This is a genomic window from Flavobacterium cutihirudinis, assembly GCF_003385895.1.
GTDB classification, from domain to species: domain Bacteria; phylum Bacteroidota; class Bacteroidia; order Flavobacteriales; family Flavobacteriaceae; genus Flavobacterium; species Flavobacterium cutihirudinis.
In genome coordinates, this window is sequence record NZ_QRDQ01000009.1 from 499,160 (window position 1) to 525,941 (window position 26,782).

General features: G+C 33.4%; 16 protein-coding genes and 1 other RNA gene. 12 read left to right on the forward strand and 5 right to left on the reverse strand.

Features of this window, described 5'->3' with window-relative positions:
* The first annotated feature begins 57 nt into the window (after nucleotides 1-57).
* From BD847_RS13020 to BD847_RS13030, 3 genes are all read left to right on the forward strand, one after another.
* A complete protein-coding gene (locus BD847_RS13020; RefSeq protein ID WP_115888704.1) occupies nucleotides 58-1,386 on the forward strand; it encodes a hypothetical protein in 1,329 nt (442 codons plus the stop codon).
* A 134-nt stretch (nucleotides 1,387-1,520) separates the two neighbouring features.
* Nucleotides 1,521-3,494 (forward strand): KUP/HAK/KT family potassium transporter, encoded by a 1,974-nt coding sequence (locus BD847_RS13025; protein ID WP_115888705.1) that lies wholly within the window; start codon nucleotides 1,521-1,523, stop codon nucleotides 3,492-3,494.
* A 143-nt stretch (nucleotides 3,495-3,637) separates the two neighbouring features.
* Nucleotides 3,638-4,852, forward strand: coding sequence for an RsmB/NOP family class I SAM-dependent RNA methyltransferase (locus BD847_RS13030; RefSeq protein WP_115888706.1), 1,215 nt, complete (start codon nucleotides 3,638-3,640; stop codon nucleotides 4,850-4,852).
* 394 nt (nucleotides 4,853-5,246) lie between these two features.
* Here the strand turns inward: BD847_RS13030 and BD847_RS13035 are convergent, their stop codons facing one another.
* Nucleotides 5,247-6,287 (reverse strand): AMP-binding protein, encoded by a 1,041-nt coding sequence (locus tag BD847_RS13035; protein ID WP_115888707.1) that lies wholly within the window; start codon nucleotides 6,285-6,287, stop codon nucleotides 5,247-5,249.
* A 7-nt stretch (nucleotides 6,288-6,294) separates the two neighbouring features.
* Entirely contained in the window at nucleotides 6,295-7,227 is a 933-nt protein-coding gene (locus BD847_RS13040) for a CPBP family intramembrane glutamic endopeptidase (RefSeq protein WP_115888708.1), read from the reverse strand.
* A 112-nt stretch (nucleotides 7,228-7,339) separates the two neighbouring features.
* Between BD847_RS13040 and arsC the strand changes: the two genes are divergently transcribed.
* Nucleotides 7,340-7,684 (forward strand): arsenate reductase (glutaredoxin), encoded by a 345-nt coding sequence (gene arsC, locus BD847_RS13045; protein WP_115888709.1) that lies wholly within the window; start codon nucleotides 7,340-7,342, stop codon nucleotides 7,682-7,684.
* 94 nt (nucleotides 7,685-7,778) lie between these two features.
* On the forward strand, nucleotides 7,779-10,241 hold the full coding sequence (locus BD847_RS13050; RefSeq protein WP_115888710.1) for an outer membrane beta-barrel family protein: 2,463 nt from the start codon (nucleotides 7,779-7,781) through the stop codon (nucleotides 10,239-10,241).
* A 157-nt stretch (nucleotides 10,242-10,398) separates the two neighbouring features.
* On the opposite strand, the gene BD847_RS13055 is transcribed toward BD847_RS13050, so the two are convergent.
* Nucleotides 10,399-10,572, reverse strand: a complete 174-nt coding sequence (locus BD847_RS13055; RefSeq protein ID WP_026984685.1) for a hypothetical protein — start codon at nucleotides 10,570-10,572, stop codon at nucleotides 10,399-10,401.
* A 353-nt stretch (nucleotides 10,573-10,925) separates the two neighbouring features.
* Between BD847_RS13055 and fumC the strand changes: the two genes are divergently transcribed.
* Nucleotides 10,926-12,311, forward strand: coding sequence for a class II fumarate hydratase (fumC, locus tag BD847_RS13060; protein WP_115888711.1), 1,386 nt, complete (start codon nucleotides 10,926-10,928; stop codon nucleotides 12,309-12,311).
* Nucleotides 12,312-12,457: 146 nt separating this feature from the next.
* On the opposite strand, the gene BD847_RS13065 is transcribed toward fumC, so the two are convergent.
* On the reverse strand, nucleotides 12,458-13,666 hold the full coding sequence (locus BD847_RS13065; protein WP_115888712.1) for an NAD(P)-dependent oxidoreductase: 1,209 nt from the start codon (nucleotides 13,664-13,666) through the stop codon (nucleotides 12,458-12,460).
* Between the two features lie 240 nt (nucleotides 13,667-13,906).
* On the opposite strand from BD847_RS13065, the gene BD847_RS13070 reads away from it, so the two are divergent.
* The 4 genes from BD847_RS13070 (at nucleotide 13,907) to BD847_RS13085 (ending at nucleotide 17,713) form a co-directional block, all read left to right on the forward strand.
* Entirely contained in the window at nucleotides 13,907-15,109 is a 1,203-nt protein-coding gene (locus BD847_RS13070) for a serine hydrolase domain-containing protein (protein ID WP_115888713.1), read from the forward strand.
* 250 nt (nucleotides 15,110-15,359) lie between these two features.
* Nucleotides 15,360-15,757: a transfer-messenger RNA gene (gene ssrA, locus BD847_RS13075) on the forward strand.
* Nucleotides 15,758-16,119: 362 nt separating this feature from the next.
* Complete coding sequence (locus BD847_RS13080; RefSeq protein WP_147298512.1) at nucleotides 16,120-16,848, forward strand: leucine-rich repeat domain-containing protein; 729 nt, start codon at nucleotides 16,120-16,122, stop codon at nucleotides 16,846-16,848.
* Between the two features lie 127 nt (nucleotides 16,849-16,975).
* Nucleotides 16,976-17,713, forward strand: coding sequence for a hypothetical protein (locus BD847_RS13085; protein ID WP_115888715.1), 738 nt, complete (start codon nucleotides 16,976-16,978; stop codon nucleotides 17,711-17,713).
* Nucleotides 17,714-17,842: 129 nt separating this feature from the next.
* Here BD847_RS13085 and BD847_RS13090 read toward each other — a convergent pair whose 3' ends face one another.
* On the reverse strand, nucleotides 17,843-21,793 hold the full coding sequence (locus tag BD847_RS13090) for a hybrid sensor histidine kinase/response regulator transcription factor (RefSeq protein ID WP_115888716.1): 3,951 nt from the start codon (nucleotides 21,791-21,793) through the stop codon (nucleotides 17,843-17,845).
* A 390-nt stretch (nucleotides 21,794-22,183) separates the two neighbouring features.
* On the opposite strand from BD847_RS13090, the gene BD847_RS13095 reads away from it, so the two are divergent.
* Together BD847_RS13095 and BD847_RS13100 are read left to right on the forward strand one after the other, a co-directional pair.
* Nucleotides 22,184-25,192: a SusC/RagA family TonB-linked outer membrane protein gene (locus BD847_RS13095; protein ID WP_115888717.1), complete on the forward strand. Its 3,009-nt coding sequence runs from the start codon at nucleotides 22,184-22,186 to the stop codon at nucleotides 25,190-25,192.
* A gap of 17 nt (nucleotides 25,193-25,209) precedes the next feature.
* The gene (locus BD847_RS13100; protein ID WP_115888718.1) at nucleotides 25,210-26,733 is read left to right on the forward strand and encodes a RagB/SusD family nutrient uptake outer membrane protein; all 1,524 of its coding nucleotides are present in this window, start codon (nucleotides 25,210-25,212) and stop codon (nucleotides 26,731-26,733) included.
* Nucleotides 26,734-26,782: the final 49 nt, after the last annotated feature.

Sequence of the window (26,782 nt, forward strand, 5' to 3'; positions counted from 1 at the left end):
TTTTTTGGCACAGTAATTGGATATTTCAGAATAATTAATTTCTTAATATTATTTGCCATGAAAGCGAAACTATTTATACTAGCATTATTAACTTTAGGTTTAGGTTCTTGTTCTGTACAAAGCCAAACTACAGTCTATGCAAAAAACTCAGATATTAGTGATAATTTAGATTTGAGAGCTGTTGCTTCAATGTTTGGAGAATCTGCAAATCTTCAGGATTTTGAAAGACGCTTAAATGATCCTAAATATCAAATATCAAATCTTGATTTAAACGATGACGACCAAGTAGATTATTTACGAGTTATTGAATCTGTAGAAAACAGAACTCACGTAGTAATTATTCAGGCTGTTTTAGATCGTGATGTTTATCAAGACGTTGCTACAATTGACGTTGAAAAGGACAATTATAACAAAGTCAGCGTTCAGGTAGTTGGCAATGCTTATTTATATGGAGCAAATTATATTTATGAGCCAGTTTACAATGTGGTTCCTGTAATCTATTCTTCTTTCTGGATTACTAATTACAGACCTTATTATTCAACCTGGTACTGGAATTATTATCCTACATATTATACAGCATGGACTCCGTATCCAGTTTACAGATACCGAAACAATATAAATGTATGTATCAACGTTCACAACAGCTACAACTATGTTAACTACAGAAGAAGTTACAGAGCTCCAGTTTTATACGAAACAAGACGTTCGTATGGTTATGAAAGAATGAGACCAAACAATAGTTTTGAGCAAAGACATGCTAATGTAAGCAACAGATATGATTTAGATCAGAGAAGAGTTGCAAGCAGAGATTACAATAGAACTCAAAATACTTATAATAACAACAGAAACACTACAAGCCGAGTATCTACAGGAGAAAACAGAGATTACTCTAGCAGAGGAACGACAGACAGGAACTTTGACAGAAGTAACAACAATACAAGTCGCGTAAACAATAATAGAACAAATACGGCAACAGTAAATACACCTTCTAGAACAAATAATGATAGAAATAATGCCAGTGTTCCTACTCCAAGAGCAAGTTCAGAAAACAGAGCCTATACTAACAGAGGAAATTCGCAAAGAAATGAAGCTCCAAAAGAGTATTCTGAAAACAGAAACAATGCTATGAGCAGACCAAATACGGAACGAGTATCACAACGAACAGAATCTCCTAGAAATTATTCTGAAAACAGAGCCGTTTCTGCACGACCACAAGCTGCCCAGAGATCTGAAGCACCAAGAAGCAACTCTGAAAACAGAGGATCTTACTCTCGACCACAAAGCGCACAACGATCTGAAACACCGACCTACAGTGCTTCGCCAAGAAACAACCAATCACAAGGTGAAAACAATTCAGGATCACGAGGCGGAGGCAGAAGAATTTAATCTTAAAATCGTATGTACCGATAAAAATCAAAAGCACAATTTAAGGATTGTGCTTTTTTTTATCTTTTTAATCATAATTGTGGCTAATTTATTTTAAAACAGTAAATTTGCAACCGTCTTTTATAAAAACATACATGAGCGCAGCGCATAAAAACTTACATAGTAAGTTGTCTATAGGGGGTTTATTAATCACATTAGGAATCATTTATGGAGATATTGGTACTTCTCCATTATATGTAATGAAAGCCATACTAGGTGAGCATATCATTAATGCAGATATTGTTTTAGGAGGTATTTCCTGTGTTTTTTGGACTTTAACTTTACAAACTACAATAAAGTATGTCCTTATTACCTTAAGCGCGGACAATCATGGCGAAGGAGGTATTTTTGCTTTATATGCTTTAGTCAAAAAAACTAAAATTCAATGGCTCATTGTGCCCGCTATTATTGGAGGAAGTGCTTTGCTGGCGGACGGAATTATTACACCACCAATCTCAATTTCATCTGCAGTTGAAGGAATTAGGGCTTTCTATCCAACGATGGAAACAAATACCATTGTTTACATTGTTATCACCATTTTATTTGTATTATTCACCATTCAGCAATTTGGAACCAAACTAGTTGGTAAGTTTTTTGCTCCAATGATGCTTATTTGGTTTGCCATGTTGGGTACATTAGGAGTTATTCAAATTGCACAACATCCAGAAGTATTCAAAGCTATTAATCCTTACTACGCCTATCATTTGCTACAAATCCACCCTGAAGGTTTTTTTGTTCTTGGATTGGTTTTTTTATGTACGACAGGAGCCGAAGCTTTATATTCAGACATGGGTCACTGTGGTCGAAAAAATATTCGAATCAGCTGGATTTTCGTAAAAGCAACTCTAGTATTGAACTACTTTGGTCAAGCAGCCTATTTAACGCACCATGAAGGAAGTACTTTACAACAATTAGGAGGAGAAAATGGCAATCCGTTTTATCTAATTATGCCGCATTGGTTTTTACCATTCGGAATTGTTGTAGCAACTTTGGCAGCAGTTATTGCTTCTCAAGCACTTATCAGTGGATCATTTACATTGATTAATGAAGCAATGCGCTTGAATTTCTGGCCAAAAGTAAAAATCAAATATCCTACGGAAGTAAAAGGACAGTTGTATATCCCATCAATTAACTGGTTACTGTTTTTTGGTTGTGTTGGAATCGTTTTGCATTTTGAAAAATCAAGTAATATGGAGCATGCATACGGTTTAGCAATCGTATTATGTATGATTATGACGACTATACTGCTCAACTATTATTTAATTATGAAACGTGTAAAATTGTATTTTATGGTACCCCTTATTACCATTTATCTACTAATTGAATTCAGTTTCTTAATTGCTAATATTACAAAATTTGCCGATGGTGGTTACGTAACATTAATTATCGCATCTTTACTTATCTCCATAATGACAATCTGGTATTTGGCTAAGAAAATCAACAAAAACTACACGAAAGTTGTCAAAATTGAAGATTATAAGAAGGTTTTGATGGAGTTGAGCGAGGATTTAAGTATCCCGAAATATGCAACACATTTAGTTTACATGACCAATGCGAACCGTGTTGATGAACTGGAGGAAAAAGTTATTTATTCTATTTTGCAAAAAAGACCAAAAAGAGCTGATATCTATTGGTTTGTACACGTAAACATTCTTACTGAGCCTTATAAAACACAATATAAAGTTACAGAAATCGCGAAAGACGATATTTACAGAATCGATTTTAATTTAGGTTTCAGAGAACCTACCAAAATCAATCTGATGTTTAGAGAAGTAATTCGTGACATGGTAAAACGTGGTGAAGTAGATATTACCAGCCGTTATGAATCATTGAATAAAAACAATATTATTGGAGACTTTAAATTTGTATTGTCTGAGAAATTCTTATCAAATGACAATGATTTAAGATGGCACGAAAACATTATTATGAACTCTTATTTCTTCATTAAAAAACTGAGTTTATCTGAAGAAAGAGCATTTGGTCTTGACAGTAGTTCGGTAAAAATAGAGAAGTTCCCAATGGTACTTCACGCTCCGGAAAACATCGGCTTGACCCGAATTATAAAATAATCATTTATTAAATATTCAAAAAACACTCTTTTATACTATATTAGAGTGTTTTTTTCTTTTCAAAAAGAAAGCTAAATAACAATTATAATTAAAAATTTAACTTTCAATCAATTAATAGTACCTTTGCAACTCAAATATTAGAAATGAGATTACACAGAAATTTAGTTTATACTACCATCGATTCTTTGAACGCAATCTTCAATGAAGGAGAATATGCAGACAAAGTGGTAGCTAGAGCCTTAAAAAAAGACAAACGTTGGGGAAGTTCTGACAGGAAGTTTGTTGCTGAAACGATATATGAAATTGTACGTTGGAAACGCCTTTATGCAGAAATTGCTGAAGTAAAAGAACCGTACGACAGAGATAATTTGTGGAGAATGTTTGCAGTTTGGGCCGTTTTAAGAGGATACCCAATTCCGGATTGGAGACAATTGGAAGGAACTCCTGAAAGAAAAATTAAAGGCCGTTTTGACGAACTTTCAAAAGTTAGAGCATTAAAAGAATCTATTCCAGACTGGATGGATGAATTGGGTGTAAAAGAACTTGGTGAAAAAGTTTGGGCAAAAGAAATTGCTGCTCAAAACCAACCTGCAAAAGTTATTCTTAGAACCAATACACTTAAAGGAACCAAAGAAAACCTTAGAAACACTTTGATGGATTTGAATATTGAAACAGAATATTTAAAAGATCAACCGGAAGCTTTGGTTCTAAAAGAAAGAGCAAATGTATTTTTGACAGATGCTTTTAAACAAGGTCTTTTTGAAGTTCAGGATGCTAACTCACAATTAGTTGCTGGTTTTCTTGACGTTAAACCAGGAATGCGCGTAGTCGATACTTGCGCAGGAGCTGGCGGAAAAACATTGCATATGGCTTCTTTGATGGAAAACAAAGGTCAATTGATTGCAATGGATTTATACGAAAGTAAATTGAAGCAATTAAAATTAAGAGCAAAAAGAAATGGCGCTTTTAATATTGAATACAGAATTATCGACAGCACAAAAGTGATCAAAAAACTACACGAAAAAGCAGATCGTGTTTTAATTGACGCACCTTGTAGTGGTTTGGGTGTTTTAAAAAGAAACCCAGATTCTAAATGGAAATTACAACCTGAATTTATTGATAATATCCGTAAAGTTCAGAGTGAAGTTTTAGAAAGCTATTCTAAAATTGTAAAACCGGGCGGAAAATTAGTTTATGCTACTTGTTCTGTTTTACCATCTGAAAACCAGGAACAAGTTGAAAAATTCTTAAAAACTGAAATTGGACAGCAATTCAAATTCATTGAAGACAGAAAAATGCTGGCTTCTGAATCTGGTTTTGACGGATTCTATATGGCCCTTTTGGAAAGAAAAGCTTAAAGATAAATTCCAGTATTTAAAATTCCAAATTCCAATTCTATCCTTGGAATTTGGAATTTTTTGTTTAAACCCTTTAAATATATAATCCCTACGGGATATTTTACAGTACGTACATATTCTTTTCTACCGATATTTTACTCCTAACGGAGTATCTCGTAGAGATTTTATATCAGTAGAAAAAAAAGAAAAAAAGAAAAAAAAACACAAATTTGTCCAATAGAGACTAAACAACCTAACGGGTATCTCATAGAGATTTTATATCGGTAGAAAAATATAATCCACGGCGTAAATCTGTCCCATAGGGACTAAACAATTTATCACAAAAAATCCCAAGCCCCAATCTACGTTATTGGAATTTGGGATTTTTTTTATTGAAATTTCCGTTTCTTATTTCTTAATCCAAACTTGGCTTGCGTAATAGCTTCCCGTTTTCATTCTCTTTAAATTTCGGAACAAAAACAATTTCTTTAGGTTTTTCAAACTTCCCTAAAACATCAAAAAAGTCAGCTGAGAAATCGTACTTTTCTCCTTCAATTACCAGAATTAATTTTTCGCCCAAAACAGTATCCGGGATTCCCGTTACAAAAAAGCGATTTTCAATTCTTCCCGTCAATTTAGCTTCAATCTGTTCCGGAATTAGCTTTACTCCTCCACTATTGATCACATTATCGATTCTTCCTAAAAAAACAAACTGTTTTTCATTAACCAATTCCACCAAATCATTTGTAACAATTGGTTCTTCAGAAATAGAGGAAACAAAAATTACAAGACAGCCGCGATCATCTGTTTCAATTCTCACATTTGGCAAAATCGAAAATGCGCGTTCGCCCACTTTCTTGGCTGCAATGTGTGTTATCGTTTCGGTCATTCCGTAGGTTTCGTAAATCTCCAAATTCAGCGGAATCAATTTTGCTTCAAGAGCCGAATCGATTTTGGCACCACCAATGATTAACTTCTTAACATTGCTAAGTTTGTCGATTGAATTTTGAACTTGCAAAGGCACCATCGCAGCAAAATCATACTGTTTAGAATTATAAGCAAACGGTTCTGTACTTGGAGAGATAACATCGATATCAAGCCCTAAAATCAGACTGCGAACCAACATCATTTTACCCGCGATAAATTGTGTTGGTAAACAAAGCAACGCCCTGTCTCCAGGCTTTAGTCCAAAAAAATCACCTGTCGCTAATGCCGACTGTATCATGGCCTGTTTTTCTAATCTAACTAATTTTGGAAGCCCGGTTGTTCCGGAAGTAGTCATTTCGATATAGTCTTTTTTATCAAACCAATCCAGAAAAAATTCACCAATCGCGCGTTCGTAAGCATCACCTTCCTTTATAAAACTATAACCAACACGGCATAAGTCTTTTGCATTTAAATGATAACCGTTCAGTTTAAAGTAATTATGGACTTTTTTATGTGTTAACTCTGACATGATATTTTTAATTTTGTGATTCTAAAACATTAATTTCTCCCGTTAGTTTTTCTTTCCAATTGGTCCATTTATATTTTTTACTAAAAATAAACAGCAATATTGGGTAAATAACAACAATTGGCAATATTACATCAAAACCCGCCGAAGGTTCAGACATATCTATAAAAATAGAATGCGTTTGAAAAACAGACCAATCTGAAGTGACAAGCAAAGCACCAACCAAATTATTAGCTGCGTGAAAACCAAGAGCCAATTCCATTCCTTCATCCATTAAAGTAATGATTCCTAAAAACAAACCTGTTCCAATATAATAAACCATAATGATGTAACCCATTTTTGTAACTTCTGGATTAAAAATATGCATCGTTCCAAAAATAAGTGAAGTCATTAGTAACGGAAACCATCTATTTTTGGCCAAATTCGCAAAACCCTGCATGAGATAGCCTCTAAAAACGTATTCTTCTGTGCTGGTCTGTATCGGAATTAACAATGAACCGATAAGAACAAGAATCAAAAACGGAATCAATTTAAAATTCCATTCAAAATTCTCAGGCGAATTAAAGTAGAGTATTGCAAAACTACCTACGGAAAAAACGGTCCATATTGAAAAAGAGAATAAAACACGTTTTAAATCAACCTTTTTTCTGGAAGTTGTAACCGATAAAAGCGTTTGATGATGAAGGTATTTTACAACAAAATAAATACCCGCAAATGCAAAAACAAATGAAATTAGAACCAAAAATAAAGTTAGATTAGGTTCGAAAATTTTCATGACAGCTGCATCGCTTGTCGGAATTTCTTTTTTATTTACAAAACTGGAATAAAACACCGCCGCCGAGAAAGGAATCTGCCCAATAAATGAAGCTATAATGATAAAAACGGATCCTATAAGATATAACCAAAATTTATTCTGAGGTTTTATTCCCTGCTCTAGAAACATAAATTTTTAATTTAAAATGAGAATGCAATTTAATAAGTAAATCTTATTTTTGACCTTACAAAATTACCATTTTTTTACACTAACTATCTTAGAACATCTTAAATATAACAAAATGATACAAATTTACCATAATCCTCGTTGCGGAAAATCAAGAAACTGTCTGGCTTTTATTGACCAAAGCAAACAAGAGTATGAAATTATTCCATATTTAACAGAAACACCAAGCTTTGACGAATTAAAAGATTTATTACAAAAATTAAATTTGGAACCTATTCAATTAGTTCGGGTAAAAGAATCTGTTTGGACAGAAAACTACAAAGGCAAAAATCTAAGCAACGATGAAATCATTCAAGCAATGACAGAAAATCCAATTTTAATTGAACGTCCAATAGTAATCAAAGACGCAAAAGCAATTATTGGAAGAGATCTAGATCTTGTCGCCTCTTTTTTAGACTGATTATAAAAAGGTAAATTAACATTTATTTGTGATTTTGATCTTTAAACCAAAGGCTACATTTGCCGTCTAAGACTAAAAGAAACCAAAAATCACAATGAAAAAAATCAAATTTGCTGTAATGCTTGTACTGTTGCTTACAAGTTTTTACAACTATGCACAACAAGCACCGCCAAATAAAAACAAGGTAAAAGTTTCCGGAAAAGTTTTCGAAAAAGTAAGTAAACAACCTCTTGAATACGCAACAATTTCGATCATGTCTCCAAATGACACTAAAGTTATTGCGGGCGGAATTACAAATCCAAAAGGTGAATTTGAAGTTGCCGTTGCTCCGGGAACTTACGATATAAAAGTTGAGTTTATTTCATTTAAAGCAACTGAAATTAAAGGCAAAAACATTTCAGGAGATACTAATCTTGGTGTCGTAAACCTTTCTGAAGATGCAGCACAACTAAATGAAGTTGTTGTTCGTGCCGAAAAATCGACTGTAGAAATTAAACTTGACAAAAAGGTTTACAATGTTGGTCAGGATATGATGGTAAAAGGCGGAACTGTAAGTGATGTACTTGACAACGTTCCTTCTGTTTCTGTAGACACTGAAGGAAACGTAAGTTTAAGAGGAAGTGACAACATTAGAATCTTAATCGACGGGCGCCCTTCAAATGCAATTAATATTGCCGAAGCTTTACGCCAACTTCCTGCTGATGCAATTGACAAAGTAGAAGTTATTACTAATCCTTCTGCCCGTTATGACGCTGAAGGAGGTTCAGGTTTAATTAATATCATTCTTAAAAAAGGTAAAAACCAAGGTTTTAACGGAACTTTTATCGCTTCAACTGGAATTCCTGAAGCTTACGGTTTAAGTGGAAACTTAAATTATAAAACTGAAAAATTTAACTACTTTACAACTTTAGGATACAATCATAGAACAACTGAAGGTGCGGGATTGACGAATAGCGAATACTTAAACGCTGACGGAACACCTAAAGGTTATCTTGATGAAGATCGTGATACAAAAAGAACTTCAGACGGTTTTAACGGAAGAGCCGGAATTGAATGGACAGTTGCCCCAAATACTTTCTGGACAAACGCCATCAATTACCAAAAAAGCACGGGTGATACTCAGGATTTGATCAACTATTATAATTACGATGCAGCACATGCTTTTACTGGAACTTCTTTCCGTTTAAACAATGGAGATACTAGTAACCAAAGCGTTGAATATACTTCTAATTTAATTAAAAATTTCAACGATAAAGGCCACAAACTGACAGCCGATTTATCTATTTCGAAAAACGATGACGACAATCAAAGTGTTATTACTGCGTCACCAAATTTTCAAAATACATTAAATAATCAGGTTCAAAAGCAAGTACAATTACAGGCAGACTATGTTTTACCACTAGGGAAAGCAGGCCAGTTTGAAGCAGGTTATAAAGGAAGTTTTGGAGATCTAAATAACGTGTATTTTGTAACTGACGATACAGGTGCAAACAATCCAAACTTATCAAATACATTAGAATACAAAGAAAACATCAATGCACTTTATACTCAATATGGTTTTAAAGTAAATAAATTTTCTTACTTGTTTGGTCTTCGTTGGGAAGACACAAACATTCATGTGAATTTACTTGACACTAACGATTTCAACACTAAAAAATACAATAACTTATTTCCAAGTGCATTTGTAAGTTATGAAATTTCAGATCAAAGCAACTTCACAGCAAGTTACAGCAAGCGTTTATCAAGACCTAGAGGTCGTTTCATGAATCCTGCCGTAAATTACTCAAGTAACATTAACATCTTTCAGGGAAATCCTGATTTAGATCCTTCATTAACTGATAAATACGATATTGGATATATCAAACGTTGGGAAAAAGTAACTTTCAGTACATCAGCTTATTTTGAAGATACTAAAGACGTATTTAGTTTTGTAAGAACTCCAAATGGAGAAGTTATTAATGGAGTTCCGGTTATTTTAAACCGACCAATTAACTTAGGAAAAGAACAAAAATTTGGTTTCGAATTTACGTTCAATTACACTCCTTACAAATGGTGGAGAATAAACAGTAACTTCAACCTTTACAATGTAAAAACAACTGGAGAAAACACTTATATTGATTTTAACAACAATACGGTTGTACAAAATCTTGACAACCAAGCTAATACTTGGTTTGCCAGAATCAACTCTAAATTGACTTTACCATACAAAATAGACTGGCAGTTAAACGCAACATACAATGGAGAGCAAAAAACAGCTCAAGGAAAAAATTTAGGTCAATTCGGAATGAATACTGCTTTCAGTAAAGATGTAATGAAAGACAAAGCAACAATTGCATTCAATATCAGTGATATTTTCAACTCAAGAATTATGAGGTCTTATACTTATCTTCAAAATGCAACAACACTTGAGAGCCAAACATCATACAGTGAAATGCAATGGCGTAAACGTCAGTTCAATTTATCATTCACATATCGTTTCAATAAACCGAAATCGGACAGAGAAAAAGGAGGCCAACCTAAAAATGAAGGAGATGGCGGAGGAGATTATCCTGGATAACAACTTCTTAAATTTCAATATAAAAATTCCAAATTCCAAGTTTTACAAATTGGGATTTGGAATTTTTATTTTAAAAGATTTCCTCTTTGGAATTTCTTTTTTTTCCAAAAAAAAAGGACTCGTTTTCACGGGTCCTTTTTTATGAAATCAATTCAAATTAAATTGATTGTTCTTCTTGTCTTTTTTTGGCTCTCTTTTCTTTGAACATTTCCCAGCTCGCTCCCGTAACCCAATAAGATACGAAACCAACTAAGAAAAACATTAACCAAAATCCTATAGTAAGAATGGTTAAGAAAAGTAAAAAGCCTAAGTACTGTGAAAATTCAAACATGTTTTCCGGAATTTTTGAATGTTACGACAAATGTAGGTTATATATTCGTCCTTGGCAATAAAATCTAAATCAATTTTCACGAAATAACATTTATCCGTATATTTATACTCATTTTAAATAAGCTTTTTTTCAGAGAAATTTACCCTCTTAAAGAAAAGCATTCACTAACAAGAACATAAGCATTTTCGGGAGCTAATCCTGCTGTCCGCTGTATCTTTTTGTTTTTAAAGAAAAAACAAAAAGGATGCCGCTCCCATCAGGGCTAGGGTACTCATTTTCAAAAGAAGTTTTCAATTTTACATTTTTACAAGCAACATTTCACATTTTACATATAACATTTTACAAACAACATAATGAAATACAGAATAGAAAAAGACACCATGGGCGAAGTTCAAGTCCCAGCCGATAAGTATTGGGGTGCACAGACAGAACGTTCAAGAAACAATTTCAAAATAGGAAATTCCGGCTCTATGCCAAAAGAAATTATCGAAGGTTTTGCTTATCTTAAAAAAGCAGCAGCTTATGCCAATTACGATTTAGGCGTTTTGCCAATCGAAAAAAGAGATGCAATTGCAGCTGTTTGCGATGAAATACTTGCGGGTCAGCTTGATGATCAATTTCCGTTGGTAATCTGGCAAACAGGCTCAGGAACACAAAGCAATATGAATGTCAACGAAGTAATTGCAAACCGCGCGCAGGTTCTAAAAGGTTTTGAAATTGGCGAAGGCGAGCAATTTATAAAAGCAAATGACGATGTCAACAAATCACAATCGTCAAACGACACTTTCCCTACCGGAATGCACATTGCTGCCTACAAAATGGTAGTCGAAACCACAATTCCCGGAGTTGAAAAACTGCACGCAACATTAGTCAAAAAAGCAACCGAATTTAAAGATGTAGTTAAAATTGGTCGTACACATTTAATGGATGCAACACCTTTAACTTTAGGGCAGGAAATTTCAGGTTATGCCGCACAATTAGCATTCGGACTAAAAGCATTAAAAAACACTTTAGCACATTTATCTGAAATTGCCCTTGGCGGAACTGCCGTAGGAACCGGATTAAATACACCAAAAGGTTATGATGTAAAAGTTGCCGAATACATTGCCAAATTCACCAATCATCCTTTTATAACGGCCGAAAATAAGTTCGAAGCATTGGCGGCTCACGATGCTATTGTTGAAAGTCACGGCGCTTTAAAACAATTAGCGGTTTCTTTAAATAAAATCGCAAATGATGTTAGAATGTTGGCTTCTGGCCCACGTTCCGGAATTGGTGAAATTCACATTCCTGAAAACGAACCTGGTTCTTCGATCATGCCCGGAAAAGTAAATCCAACGCAATGTGAAGCATTGACTATGGTCTGCGCGCAAGTAATAGGAAACGATATGGCAATTGCCGTTGGCGGCATGCAAGGACATTACGAATTAAATGTTTTCAAACCTGTTATGGCAGCAAACTTCCTTCAGTCTGCAAGATTATTAGGAGACGCTTGTGTTTCCTTTGACGAACATTGTGCACAAGGAATTGAACCAAATTACAAACGCATTAAAGAACTTGTAGATAATTCATTAATGCTTGTTACGGCATTAAACACAAAAATAGGATATTATAAAGCTGCAGAAATTGCACAAACCGCTCATAAAAATGGCACAACCTTAAAAGAGGAAGCCGTACGTTTAGGATATGTTTCCGCCGACGATTTTGACGCTTGGGTGAAACCGGAAGATATGGTATAATTTAATTGTGAATTATAAATTGTTAATGGTAAATTAATAAAGGCTACCTCAAAATTGAGATAGCCTTTATTTTTATCATCGTATTAAATTTATCAGAAATGCGTTTTATATCTCCAATCACTTATTCACAATTCACAATTCACAATTTACAATTCACCATTATTTACATAATCCTGCAAATAGCTGAATCGCTCTGTCAGTTTTCCGTTTTCGGTGATTTTTGCACGTTTTAAAATTCCGTCTTTATCTCCATTAAAGAAAGCCGGAATTACATGTTCCATAAATTGCTCTCCAAAACCTTCACTGGCATCTTTTGGGATTTCGCATGGCAAATTATCAACTGCCATCACAGCAACCGCCGCTGGATGAAAAAAGTCAACTTCTTTATCCTCTAAAGGAAAATAACCATATAAAGGTTCCGCAATTGTGGAGGAACGCACTGTACAAGCAATTGGCCCATTTACATCGCAGGAAATATCGGCAACAACTTTTAGTTTACAGTCGCTTGCATTTAACATATCTCTCGTTAAAATCATCGGGGCATCACTTGCATAAAAATGTCCAGCAAAATAAATATCTGATACTTTCGTGAATTTTTCAAAATCAGATTCATATTCTCCCGGATGCGAAATAAAATCTTTAAAATCCAGAACCTGTCCGTCTTTTCTTCTGTTGTATTCTAAAACATCCAATTGAACATATACTGCTTGTGTATACTTTTTTGTCAAATAATTGTCTACCGTAATCTCCTTAATCTTAATAGCATCTAAAATTTCTTTAGCTCCGCTCCCAACCTTTCCTGTTCCGGTAACAACAAATTTTAAGGCTGGCATTGTAATACGTTTCAACTGCGCAATTAAAGCCTCCTTTCCTGAAAGTGTTTCTGCTTTTGGCAATTTAAACAATTCAAATTTTAATCCAAAAGCACGAATTCCGTTGTAAACACCAACCATTCCGGCATATTTACCAAAACCAATTAAACGATGATCGTGCTCATTTACGATAGTTTCATGATCATACAAATCGATTTTTTTCTCCAAAATAGCCTTCAGTAATTTTCTGTTATGTGGCTGTTTTTTGATTGTATGAGAAAAAAAGAAATAAGATTTATTTGGAATAAGATTTTCAACAGGAACTTCTTTGACACCAAACAGTACATCACAATCTGAAATATCATCAGTAACCGTTATTCCCATATTTTTATAAGCTTCATCGGCAAAAATCCTAATATCAGAACTTTCAACCGCTACAGACGCTTCGTGATATTGTTGTTTTAATTTTGCAAGCTCATCCGGAGAAAAAACAACACGGCGATCTGGCGGGTTTTTTCTTTCTTTTATTATTCCAAATTTCATTTATTGTGGTTTTTTGTTTTTAATAATATAACTTTTTAGCCAGTATTTGTTTCAAATATAACAATTTTAGTTAAAGTTTTGTTTCGAAAACATTATTTAGAATGTTTCAAAACCGTTAGAAGCTGAAAAACAAACGTCTAAAGCGAGTACTCGTTAAAACTATGTTAAAAAGTCGTTTTAAAAGCATTTAAAATGCGAAAACATCAAAATTGAATTCAATATATTTGTTTTTAAAGAACGATGCAAATGATTTTCCTTAAAAAAACAAAGATACCACAAATACTTTTCTCTATACTTGTTTTAAGCTCTTGCGGCAAAGACAAAAAAACAGATACTGCCACTACTCCAACTGTCGAAGATACATTACCTAAAATGAAGCCATTAGGGGCTGAAAAAAGATTATCACAAGATTATATCAATTCGGTTACAGGCAGAATTAATCATTTTTACAACAAAAACTGGCCAAATAATACCATGAACGGAAGTTTTTTGGTAGCCAGAAACGGCCAGATTATATTCGAAAGATATAACGGATTCGCAAATAAAAATGAAGGAACTAAAATTACCGCTGACACACCAGTTCAAATCGCCTCGGTAAGTAAAGTTTTGACCGCTACAGCAGTTTTAAAACTAGTAAATGCAGGAAAAATTGATTTAGATCAGAAAGTAAATACGATTTTAAAAACGTTTCCATACGAAGACTGCACCATCAGAATGTTGTTAAGCCATAGAACCGGAATGCGTAATTATGCCTATTTTACAGACAGAGACAAATCGGTTTGGGACAGACACAACCAACTTACAAACAAGGACATATTGGATATTTTGGCAACAAAAAACATTGGTTTGGAATCAAGAACCGGAACTCGTTTTAGTTACTGCAATACCAACTATGCTATGTTGGCTCTTATTATCGAAAAAATTACAGGTTTGAAATACAAGGAAGCAATGGCTGAAATGATTTTTAAACCTCTAGGAATGAAAAACACGTATGTCTTTGATGATGATAAAGACAGAAAAAAAATTGTTCCTTCATATAAAGGAAATGGCGTAGAAATTGGTTTCGATTATTTGGACAATGTTTACGGAGATAAAAATGTTTTCTCGACAGCAAGAGATCTTTTAAAATTTGACCGCGCAAGACAATCACCAGATTTCTTAAAACCAGCATTGCTGAAACAAGTTTACACAGGTTATAGCAACGAACGCAAAGGAACTAAGAATTATGGTCTTGGAATTCGAATGATCAATTGGGAAACAGGACAAAACTTCTACTTCCATAACGGTTGGTGGCATGGCAACACTTCTTCTTATATTACCTTAATGAAAGAAAATGTTACCATTATTGCCTTGTCGAATAAAATGACGAGAAACACATATGCGGTTCGCAAACTGGCTCCGATTTTTGGAGATTATCCGTTCAATTTTAAAGACGAAGAGTAAAATAATCATAAAGTCGAAAGTCAAAAGTCGTAAAGTCTTAAAACAGCTGACAATAACTGACTTTGTTCTTTTTTAAACACACCAATTACGGAAAAATAAAAAAACGCAACAGAAAGCAATCTTTTGACTTTACAACTTTTTACTTTCTCCTTAAACTTTCGACTTTTGACTTAATAACTTTTGACTATTTTTTTCTGAAAATTTTAGTAGAAAGTAATTTCAAATAGTATAAATTTGCAGACTTATTTTTGGGGTCGACTGGTTTTGACAGCAAGTCGAATTGAACAGTAAGCACGTCGAGCATTGAGACCTTGCTCGTAAATATAAGATCTCGAACTTTTACACGGCGAAAATAATTACGCTTTAGCTGCATAATCCGAATCATAGTACGATTGCGCCACGTCTCTACAAGGTAGAGAAGCTGGATTCTCCTGGAAAGCCTTGGTTTGTGGCGTTCCGTCAAGGGGAACCGTAAAAATAAACCTAGATATTCATGAGCTTCGGGTGGATTTCGAAAATTAAGAAGATAAGTGTTCGGTGGCTGTTTCTGGCCTAGCTTAACAACGAAAATCTAATCAGGAAATAAGCGTGTAGAAAGCTCTTTAGTTGCTTGTTTGGACCCGGGTTCGATTCCCGGCGACTCCACAAAAAAAGCCTGTAAACTCTTTGTTTACAGGCTTTTTGATTTTTGGTTGACAATTTAGTTGCCGTTTAATTATTGTTGCTAACTTATAAAATACAATTTTAAAATGAGTAATTCAAGTTCTAATAAATTACTCCATTTATAGTTTACGCTTAATCTTCCTTAAGAGAATGATCAAAAATTAACTTGTAAAATACTCAATAAACAAAAAGTCTTTTTGAGTAGTTACAAAGAATTATCTATATATTTGGATTAAATAAAATTGATATTTATTATACATATTTATCCCAAATAGGTTGGCTTTGTATGATTTTGTCATACATATATATAAGTTATGAGCAATTTTACAACACCAATTCATTTCAAAATGAAATATATAATTTTACTTTTTACACTTTCAGCTTTTTTTAAAGCAAATGCGCAAAAAATAAAATTCAAAGATTCTAATCTAAAAAAGGCTTTAATTGAGCTTGGCTATGATAGAAATAAAAACTCCGAAATTGAAGTTAGTGAAATTGATACCGTTCAAAAACTAAAAGTATCTAAACGAAATATCAAATCGCTTGATGATATGATTTATTTCAAAAAATTAAAAGTACTCAATGTAATGTCGAACGACATAGAGGAAATTAAAGTCTTTTATGGAAACTCAACTTTTGAAGAGTTGTATATTGGCGAAAACAAACTAGGACCAAAGTTAATAGTAAAAGATATCCCTAATCTTGCAGGTATTTATGCCTTTCGTAATGACATAACTGACTTAGAATTCATTGGAGAATTCCCAAAGTTAAAGTCTTTATATATTCAAGGAAATCCTGTTGCAAATCTTGATCTTCAAAACTTAAAAAACTTAGAGAATTTACAACTTTTCGAGTGTGACAAATTGAAAACAATTGATTTATGGAAGCAAACAAAGATTAAGCAATTTTTTCTATTGGACATGAAGGTTGTAAATGTTGTATCTAAGAACGAGTTTGTCAGAACTGTATATATTGAAAAAAAATCAGATCCAAAAAATTCTCCAAAAATTGATAGTGTAAAAACTGCACCAGTGATCAAAATTACTAAAGACATGATTATTACGCCTAATAAATAAAAACTGCCCATAACGGCTACTACAACGGATTTGGAATGATTTGACAAATCCGAAAAAGGTGCTTAATTTAGTCCCAAACCCGCTGTAGCACAAGGACGTTATAGGCGATTTAACCAAATGCGAAGACATGAGAAAACTAATATATTCAGCGTTAATTCTCTCCCTTTTTACTAATTGTACTCGAGAAGAAAACTATCTCGTAGCTCAAAATATATCTCAGGATAAATTCTTTGGAGGAAAGGAAACTTTATTATTAAAAAAAGATTCGTCTTTTACTTATTCCAGTGTTCCAAACAATAAAGAAATTGGAACAAAAAGATTAATTACTGGAAAGTACAAAATACAAAATGACACTATAAATCTTATAAGTAAAGAGATATCAACAAAACTAATTTTTATTGGAAATCAAATTCAATTATTATCATTTAATGCTAAAATGAAAGTATTGACTAATAATACTCCTATAAAAAATAATTATCAATTTGATATACCAGAAGATTTTACGGTATTTTGTTATAATGATTCCTTTAAAAACTATTTCAATCATCCTGTTAAAGCCACAAAAATATCATCTAAAGACTTTTATAAACTCCAGTCGATAATTCAAAATCAAATAGATTTAAACAAAACTAAATTCAGAGAACATAAATTACAATCTGATTATTTTAAGCAATGTATTTTTGTAACAAATGCTAAAAATGAAAAAGAAGTTTGGATAAATGGAATATCTAAAAAAAGTAGTCATCAAGGTACATGGGAAAGTTCTATTTTGGATGTAAACGATGGTGGTGAATATTATTTCACACTTGAAATGAATTTAGAAACTGGAGAAATATATTATTTTTCACCACATGGCCTAGCATAAACCGTCTATAAAGCCCGCTGCTCCGCAAAGTGTTACTGAAAAAAAGCTGCGCAAATGACATTTGCGCAGCTTTTCATAAGGAACTTTTAGAGAAAAAGATAAACACCAAAAAGTTGCTTTTAAGATCATCTACCTATTCATAGCAATATAATCAGAAGGTGACATAGAAAAATGTTTCTGAAAATTTCTACCAAAGCTTGTTTGTGATTTATACCCAACCATTTCGGCAATTTCATACATTTTATAGTTTTCATTTAAAAGTAATACTGCAGCATGTTTTAAACGAACAATGTTAATCAGCTCATTTGGACTTAAATTAGATAAATCTTTGATTTTTCTATATAAAGTCGAACGGCTCATGTTCATGATTTCGGCCAGTGATTCAACACTCAAATCGGGATCAGCGATATTTTTAAGGATTTCATCATCCAGTTTTTTCAGGAATTTTTCATCCGTTTTATTATGAGCAATACTTTTAATATGCGAAAGTGGTGAACTTGCATAATAGTTCATAATCTGTTTTCTGTTTTCAATGAGATTATTAGCCTGGACTTTTAGATAATCCATCGAAAAAGGTTTTGCCACATACGCATCTGCACCAACTTCGAGGCCGTCGATTTGCGATTTCAGCGAACTTTTGGCAGTTAGCAAAATAACCGGAATATGACTGGTTTCAAGATTTGTTTTAATCTCTTTACACATCGTAATTCCGTCCATAACGGGCATCGAAACATCACTTATAACAAGTTGAATATTTTGATTATGAATTATTTTTAGCGCTTTTTCGCCATCTTCCGCCTTTAAAACGGTATAATTCGAAGCAAATTCTGAAGTAATGAAATTTAAAAGATCCAGATTATCTTCAACAATTAAAATTTGAGGTTTTTCGAATTTTGTTTCCGATTCTGTTTTTTCGAATTCTGATTCATTTATTTCTTTTTCATTTTCCGTATAAAACATAAATTCTTCTTCCTGATGCAACGGAACAGCAAGTTCGAAAATGTTTAATTTAGGATCAAAAATTAATTCCAAACTTCCATTATGAAGCTGAGCCAATGAATGTGCAAGCGAAAGACCAATACCGGTTCCTGAAGTATTATCAAAATTATCAACCCTGAAAAACGGCTCAAAAATCTTGTCTTTCAACTGAAACGGAATCAATTTCCCATCATTTTTGACAATTAACATCAACTTTTTATCATCACGAAAAAGCGAAATCCAAACCTTTTCTTTTGAATATTTGATAGCGTTACTTATTAAGTTACTTAATATTTTCTTGAACGCTTCTTTATCAACAAAAGCAAAAATATCTCTTTCTCCCAATTCCAATTTAAACTGAATTCCCTTTTCTTCAATCAAAGGTGTAAATCTTAAATGCAGATTTCTTATTATCGACGAAATATTAGCTTCCACGAAAGTGAGTTTTAGTCCGCCAATTTCAGATTTTCTAAAATCGAGCAATTCATTCACCAGTTTTAGCAATCGCGAAGTATTTTTCTTCATTATAGAAAGGTTCTGAGGAACTTCCGGTAATTGATGTTCCATAATCAGAAGTTTCTCTAGAGGCCCTTTAATAAGCGTTAAAGGCGTTCTGATTTCGTGCGCCACATTCGTAAAAAAATCAATTTTTGCCTGATAGATTTCTTTCTCTTTTTCGTCATTTAGATGTTTTATTTTGCGGTTATTTTTAATCTGTGTTAGATTTTGAGAATAACGAATGATATAATAAAACGATCCGCATATCAGCAGAAAATAAAAGAAATAAGCATACGAACTTGCCCAGAACGGTGGCAATATTCTGATTTTTAATTTCACTTCTTTACTCCAGACTCCAAAACTATTTAATGATTTTACTTTAAACACATAATTGCCAGGCGCCAGTTCTGTAAAAAACACTTTATTATTTCTGCCAAGATAAACCCAATCATTATTTACGTTTTCCAGCTGAAACCAATATTCTGTAAGTTCGGGTGCGGTATAATTTAAGGAAGCAAATTCGAGATTAAATGACGATTGATCGCTATTAAGCTCGAGTTCGTCCAGATGCGAAATGGACTGTTTTATTGGCGAATCATTTTCGTTGACATCGACATCTTTATTATTGATTTGAAGATTGGTAATAAAAGTTGACGGCCTGTATTTGTTTTTAGTGAAATTCTTCGGATTGAAACTGATCATTCCGTTTAAATTTCCAAAATACATGTCGCCATTACTATCCTTAAATGCCGATGCATAATTAAACTGATCGCTCAACAAGCCATTTGCTGTCGTATAAATTTTAATGCTTTTATGGTCCGGACCAAATTTTACCAAACCTTTAGAAGTCGTCAGCCACAAATTTTTAGAAGCATCTTCCAAAATCGAGTACACTACACTACTCGGAAATCCGTCTTTAGTAGTGAATTTTTTAAACGTTCTTGTTTTTTTATCAAATAGATTGAGTCCGTTTTCGGTTGCAAACCATAGATTTTTAGCACTATCTTCAAAAATATAATTGATCGAATTATTACTTATACCGTCTGGATTTTTATAATCATATATAAAAACCTCCTTTTTCCCGGTTTTAGGATTATAATAAAACAAACCGTCACGATAACTTCCTGCCCAGCAATTACCGTCAGTATCTTCTTTATAAGTGGTATAATGCGTGGTTTCCGGAAATGTTTTTAAAATATTGAAATTATCATTTTGTTCATTATAACGATAAAGTCCCATTGTGGTAATGACAATTAATTCTTTCTTTTTGGTTTCGTAAAAAGAAAAAATAAAATTACTGCGTAAACCCGATGACGGATCATTGGCACTGTAATGTTTTACTACAACGCCTGAATTTCGGTCTAAAACATCTAATCCGTGTTCAAAAGTTCCAATCCAGATTTTATCTTTTCGCGGCATCAAAGCATGGATATTATAATAGGAAACACTACTTCTGCTTCCGTCCGGCAAATACGACGTGAATTTTTGGGTTTTCGGATTAAATCTATTTACGCCTGCATCTTCAGTACCAATCCACAAATCTCCAAAATCATCTTTGTGAATTTCTCTTACAGCGCTTCCGCTAATTGAATTTTGACCTTTTTGAGGAAAGTATTTTTTAAACTGTGTATATTGCTTTTGATGATAATTGATTCCTCCAAAATAAGTTCCAATCCATACTCCGTTTTCTTTGTCAATACAAATAGAATATGCAGCATTGTCTGATATCGCATATGGATCGTTGTAATTTTTTTTCAGATTGATGCTTGTTTTTGTTTTCAAATTGTAAACATAAACACCGGATTCGCTTGCAATCCAGATTTCATCATTTCCACGTTTTTTAAACTGCCTAACAAAAACAGGATCTTTGCCTGAAAACGGTAAAACCGATGTCGTTTTGTCTTTTCTATTGTAAACCAAAACGCCATGATCCTGCGTGCCAATCGAAATGTTGTTTTTGTTTAAAGCGCAAACAACTGTAATTCTAAAATTGGCTTTATTTGCCGGCGGATTAATATTTATACTTTCAAACGAAAGACTTTCTTCGGAGTAATGATATAATTTATTTAAAGAAGAAGCCCAGATTTCGCCGTTTTCATCACGTGAAATTGAGGTCGTAATAAAATATTTGTTCGGATTGAAAGTTTTAGTTTCTTTTTTGCTCGGCGAATATTTATAAAGAATATTTCCGGATACAAACCAAATGTTACCTTTTTTATCGTGATTAATATCGTTTATTCTATCGTTTATGGCTTCATTCAATACCGTAAACTGATCTGTTTTTTTATTGTACTGATACAGACCTTTATCAGTTCCCACCCAAATAATTCCATTAAAGGCATGAATAGATTGTATATAATTGCTTCCAAGGCTGTTAACGGGATCAGACTGACTTCTGTAGGTTTTAAAACGATATCCATCAAATCTGTTCAAACCATCTTTGGTACCAAACCACATAAAACCATCTTCATCCTGAGTTGAAGTAATAACCGTATTATTAGAAAGTCCTTCTTCGACCTGAAAATGCTTAAAATAATATTCCTGAGCCTGAATAAAATTTCCTGAAAAAATAAATAAAAATGTAAAAAGAAAGAATTTACGCATTACTGTGTTTTTTTATAAAAAAATAAATTTCCTCAAATCGTCTCAATTTTCTACCAAATGTTGCAAGCCTATATTTTAATGACCATTTTTATACAATTTGAATCATTTGAGAGAGATATTGACACAAATGAAGCATTTTATTTTGAATTAAAATCATCTACTTTGATTTTTCAAATAAACGCAATTGATAATTTTTAGGCTAAAAAAATAAAGTATCATCAAAAATTTATTTGAAAAAAAATATCATACTCAATTTTGAAACCAAATGAACACATTATTACCAAACAGCAAGATCAAAAATTGTTTTGCTCGAATCAGAGATGATTAGATTACTAAATTATTCAATGTAAAACCAACCAAAAAATGAAAACTATCTAAAATGAAAAATCAATGAAAACAAAGTTCACTCAAATTTTAAAGCAGAGATATTACCTCTTGTTTTTCTTTAGTTTATTATTACAACAAACGTATGCGCAGCAACAAATTACCATTACTGGTAAAGTTGTAGCTGCCTCAGGCGAATCGGTTCCGTTTGCGAATGTCTTAATTAAAGGCACAACAAATGGTGCAGTGACGGATTTTGACGGAAGTTATAAAATCAATGCCGGAGCAAATCAGACATTAATTTTTAGCTCACAAGGCTACAAAACAACAGAAATAGCTATTAACAACCGTACTTCTATTAATGTAACATTAGAAGAAGACGCGATGAAACTCGATGAGATAGTTGTTGTAGGTTATGGATCGCAACAGAAAAAAGATCTTACGGGAGCAGTTGCATTGGTTAAACCGGAAGAAATCCAGAAACGACAAGTTACTACTGTAGCTGATGGACTTCAAGGATTAGTTACCGGAGTTAAAGTTCGCGGTGGCGGACGTCCGGGACAAGAAGCTAATGTTGAAATTCGTGGATTAAAAAATCTTCAAAACACAAACCCTCTTTATGTTATTGATGGTTTGGTTACTTCTGCAAACAGAGATTTTAATCCAAATGATATCGAAAGTATTCAGGTTTTAAAAGATGCATCGGCTGCTGCAATTTACGGCTCAAGAGCTGCAAATGGTGTAATCATTATTACAACTAAAAAAGGTAAAAAAGGACCGCTTCAGGTTGAAGTTTCTGCAAAAACAAGCTTTCAGGTTATGCCTCGCTATGATTTGATGGAAACGGAAGAGTTTGCTAAATACAACAACATGGCTTATGATAATGCTGGTTTTCAAAGACAAAATCTTAACATGGATGTAAATACAGACTGGCAGGACGCAACTTTCCAAACCGGAATGATGCAGGATTATAATGCTAGTTTTTCTGGAGGAAATGAAACCTCAACATTCTTTATGTCTGGGAATTATTTTGGAAACGAAGGAACTGTTATCGGAACTGATTTTGACAGAATTTCATTTCGTGTAAATTCAAGCGGAACTAAAGGAATTTTCAGCATTGGAGAAAACTTAGCAATAAGCAATTCTAAAACAGATGAAATGTCTGGGAATCCAATTATTGATGTATACAGAATGACACCTACAATTCCGTTATACGATCCTTCAAATCCTGGAGGTTATGGTTACGGAAAACAAGGAGTTGCAGATACTTTTGGTACAAATCCATTAGCAATAGCAGATTTTGCAAATACTACAAATCAAAATTTTAGAATTAGAGGAAATATCTGGTCAGAATTAAAATTCACTCCATGGTTAAAATACCGTTTCAACTTTGGATACGAAACTAGTTTTGATTCTTATAAATTCATGAGAAAAAAAGGAAACTGGTCGTTAAATCAACCGCAAGATCCTTCTCAGACAGATCAAAATAAAGGAAGATCAGAAACAATGTTATTCGAAAATACTTTGACTTTCAAAAAGACTTTTGGAAAACATGATATCTCTCTTTTAGTTGGTCAGACTTTTCAAAAAGATACTTATGATCAAATTTACGGAACAAAGAGAAATCTTCCGTTAAACTCAGGAACAGGACAATATTATGAGGTTTTAAACCAAGGAGATTCACCAGTTGTAGGAGGTTTTATTAACGAAGCTGCTCTTGCGTCTTATTTAGGAAGGTTAGAATACAACTACGATAACCGTTACTTATTTAATGCTGTTTTAAGACGTGACGGATCATCAAGATTTAGTGATGCAAACAAATGGGGTAATTTCCCTTCTGTTTCTGCCGGATGGAGAATAAGCAATGAATCTTTCTTTAAATCTGAATTCATTAAAGATTTAAAATTAAGAGCAAGTTACGGAGAATTAGGTTCTGGTAACATTGGATATTACGAATACAAAAGTTTCGTGAATAACTTTGGACAAGTTGTATTAGGAAACGGACAAACTTTATATCCTTCTGCAACTCAGGTAAAATTATCGAATTCTGAATTACGTTGGGAAAAATTAAAACAAACCAATTTCGGATTAGATCTTGGAGTTTTAAATAATGATTTACGCCTTACAGCAGATTATTTTATTGCTCGTACTGAAGATGTATTATTTGGTTTCCCAATTTTATTAACGACAGGAAACGACGGTGGAAACCCAATTTCTAATGCTGCAACTGTAGAAAACAAAGGTTTCGAAATAGAATTGGCTTACAGCAAAAAGATCGATGATTTCTCTTTTAATGCTTCTGTGAATTTCACAAAAGTGAACAATAAACTGGTTTCATTAGGAAACGGACAAAACGAAAATATTTCAGGTAATACTATGACACGAGCAGGATCTCCTGTTGGAATGTGGTATGTTCTTCAAACGGATGGATTGTTTCAAAATCAACAGGAAATTGACAACTACAAAAATGCTAATGGAAAAGTAATTATGCCAAATGCAGTACCTGGAGATATTCGTTTTAAAGATGTGAACGGTGACGGACAAATTACAAGTGATGATAAAGATATTGTTGGAAGTCCATGGCCAGAATTCGAAATGGGTTTCAATGCCGGAGCAGAATACAAAGGTTTTGACTTTTCTATGAACTGGATTGCTTCTCACGGAGCTACTGTTTATGACGGATTTAGAAGTGTTGTAGATCGTTTTGATGATAATAGTAATTACAGAGCAGGAATTCAGCCTTGGACACCAGAAAATCCAAATACTGATTTTCCAAGAATTACAAAAGGATCAACTTTAAATTCAAGAGGAGACAGTGATCGTTTCTTAGAAAATGGTGATTTTATCAGACTTAAATACATTGGATTTGGTTACAATTTGCCTGAAAGTGTTCTAAAAAATTCAGGAATTACAAGAGCAAGATTAACATTGTCTGCACAAAACATTATTACAATTACTAAATATCAAGGTTTAGATCCTGAATTTACAAACAGTAATATTTTTGAAAGAGGTGTTGATAACGGAGCTTTCCCGAATCTAAAAACATATTCTTTTGGTGTTGAATTTAGCTTTTAATTAAAAAAAACAGCGTAATGAAAAAAATAATAATAATTACAGTAGCTTTTCTAGGTCTTGTTTTTACTGCTTGTGAAAACGAATTAGACCTGAACAGTCCAAATGATATAACAGTAGATCAATATTGGAAAACTGAAAGTGATGCACAGGCCGGAGTAAACTCAATTTATGCCATGTTTTATAAAGATGGTTTATGGGCAAGATGGATGTATTTCCGTCTGGATTTAACTTCTGATGAAGGATATAGCGTAAGTCCGTGGACCGAATTGGCAGACTGGACAAGATTCAATTATATCAATTATAATTTTTGGGAAGGAAATGCCGTAACATGGAGAGATACTTACAAAGCTATTTTTAGATGTAACCAGGTTTTGGCAAATGTTCCAAATATTACTTTTCAAAATGAAGATGACAAAAAGAAAATCATAGCTCAGGCTAAATTTTTCAGAGCATTACATTACTATTATGCTGCGGTTATTTGGGAAAATGTTCCGTTGGTTTTAGAGCCATCTACGCCGCAAGATTTGCCACAGCAAAAAGATGTAACTGAAATTTGGGCACAGATTGAAAAAGATTTAAATGAGTCTTTCGCCGATTTGCCAACTAAATGGGGAGACGATCAAACAGGAAGACCTGATAAAGGTGCTGTACAGGCTTTTTTAGCAAAAGTTTATATGCAACAACATAAATGGCCAGAAGCAAAAACAGCACTTGAATATCTAATTACAGGTCCTGGAGCAAGATACAGTTTGGTTGCTAATTACAGAGACAACTTTACAGATTTACATGAAAACAACAGCGAATCAGTATTTGAAATTCAGTTTGGAGATCAAAGAAAAGGAGGAACTGGAGAAGATCAAAATGCTGCGGTTTCAAGCAACCGTTCTCAATTTTTTGCACCAAGAGGAATTGGATGGTCAGATGGACAGGCTCGTATCTGGTTAGTTGATGCTTTCAAACAAGAAAACAATAAAAATGGAGATCTTGATGAAAGATTAAGATGGACTTTATATTATCCTCAACTATTAGCTGATTTTGGTGATAAAACATATGGCAGAGATTGGGAATGGAACAATAACGAAGCATGGTTCAGAAAAGGAAGTCGTGATTATTACAGAAATAACGAAGATTATTACAGTCAGGTAAATTACAGATTGGTACGTTATGCAGATATTTTATTACGCTACGCCGAAGTTTTAAACGAAACAGGAAATACTGCACAAGCTTATCAATATGTTGATTTAGTGAGAGCACGTGCTAACATGAATACATTGGCAGTCGTTCATCCTGAAATTGGAAATGATCATGATAAGTTTTTAGAAAGATTAAAAATGGAAAGAGTTTTAGAATTAGCCGGAGAAAGTGTTCGCTGGGAAGATTTAAAACGCTGGGGAGATTTAGACACTCAGGCATCTGTTGATAAAATTGCGCTTCGTGATCCTGATTTTAAAAACTTTACAGTGGGTAAAAATCATAGAATGCCAATTCCGCAAAGCGATGTGGACAACAATCCAAACTTAGATCAAAACCCTGAATATTAAACTATTTTTTAAGGGAATCAGATACTCTAATCTGATTCCCTTATCATAA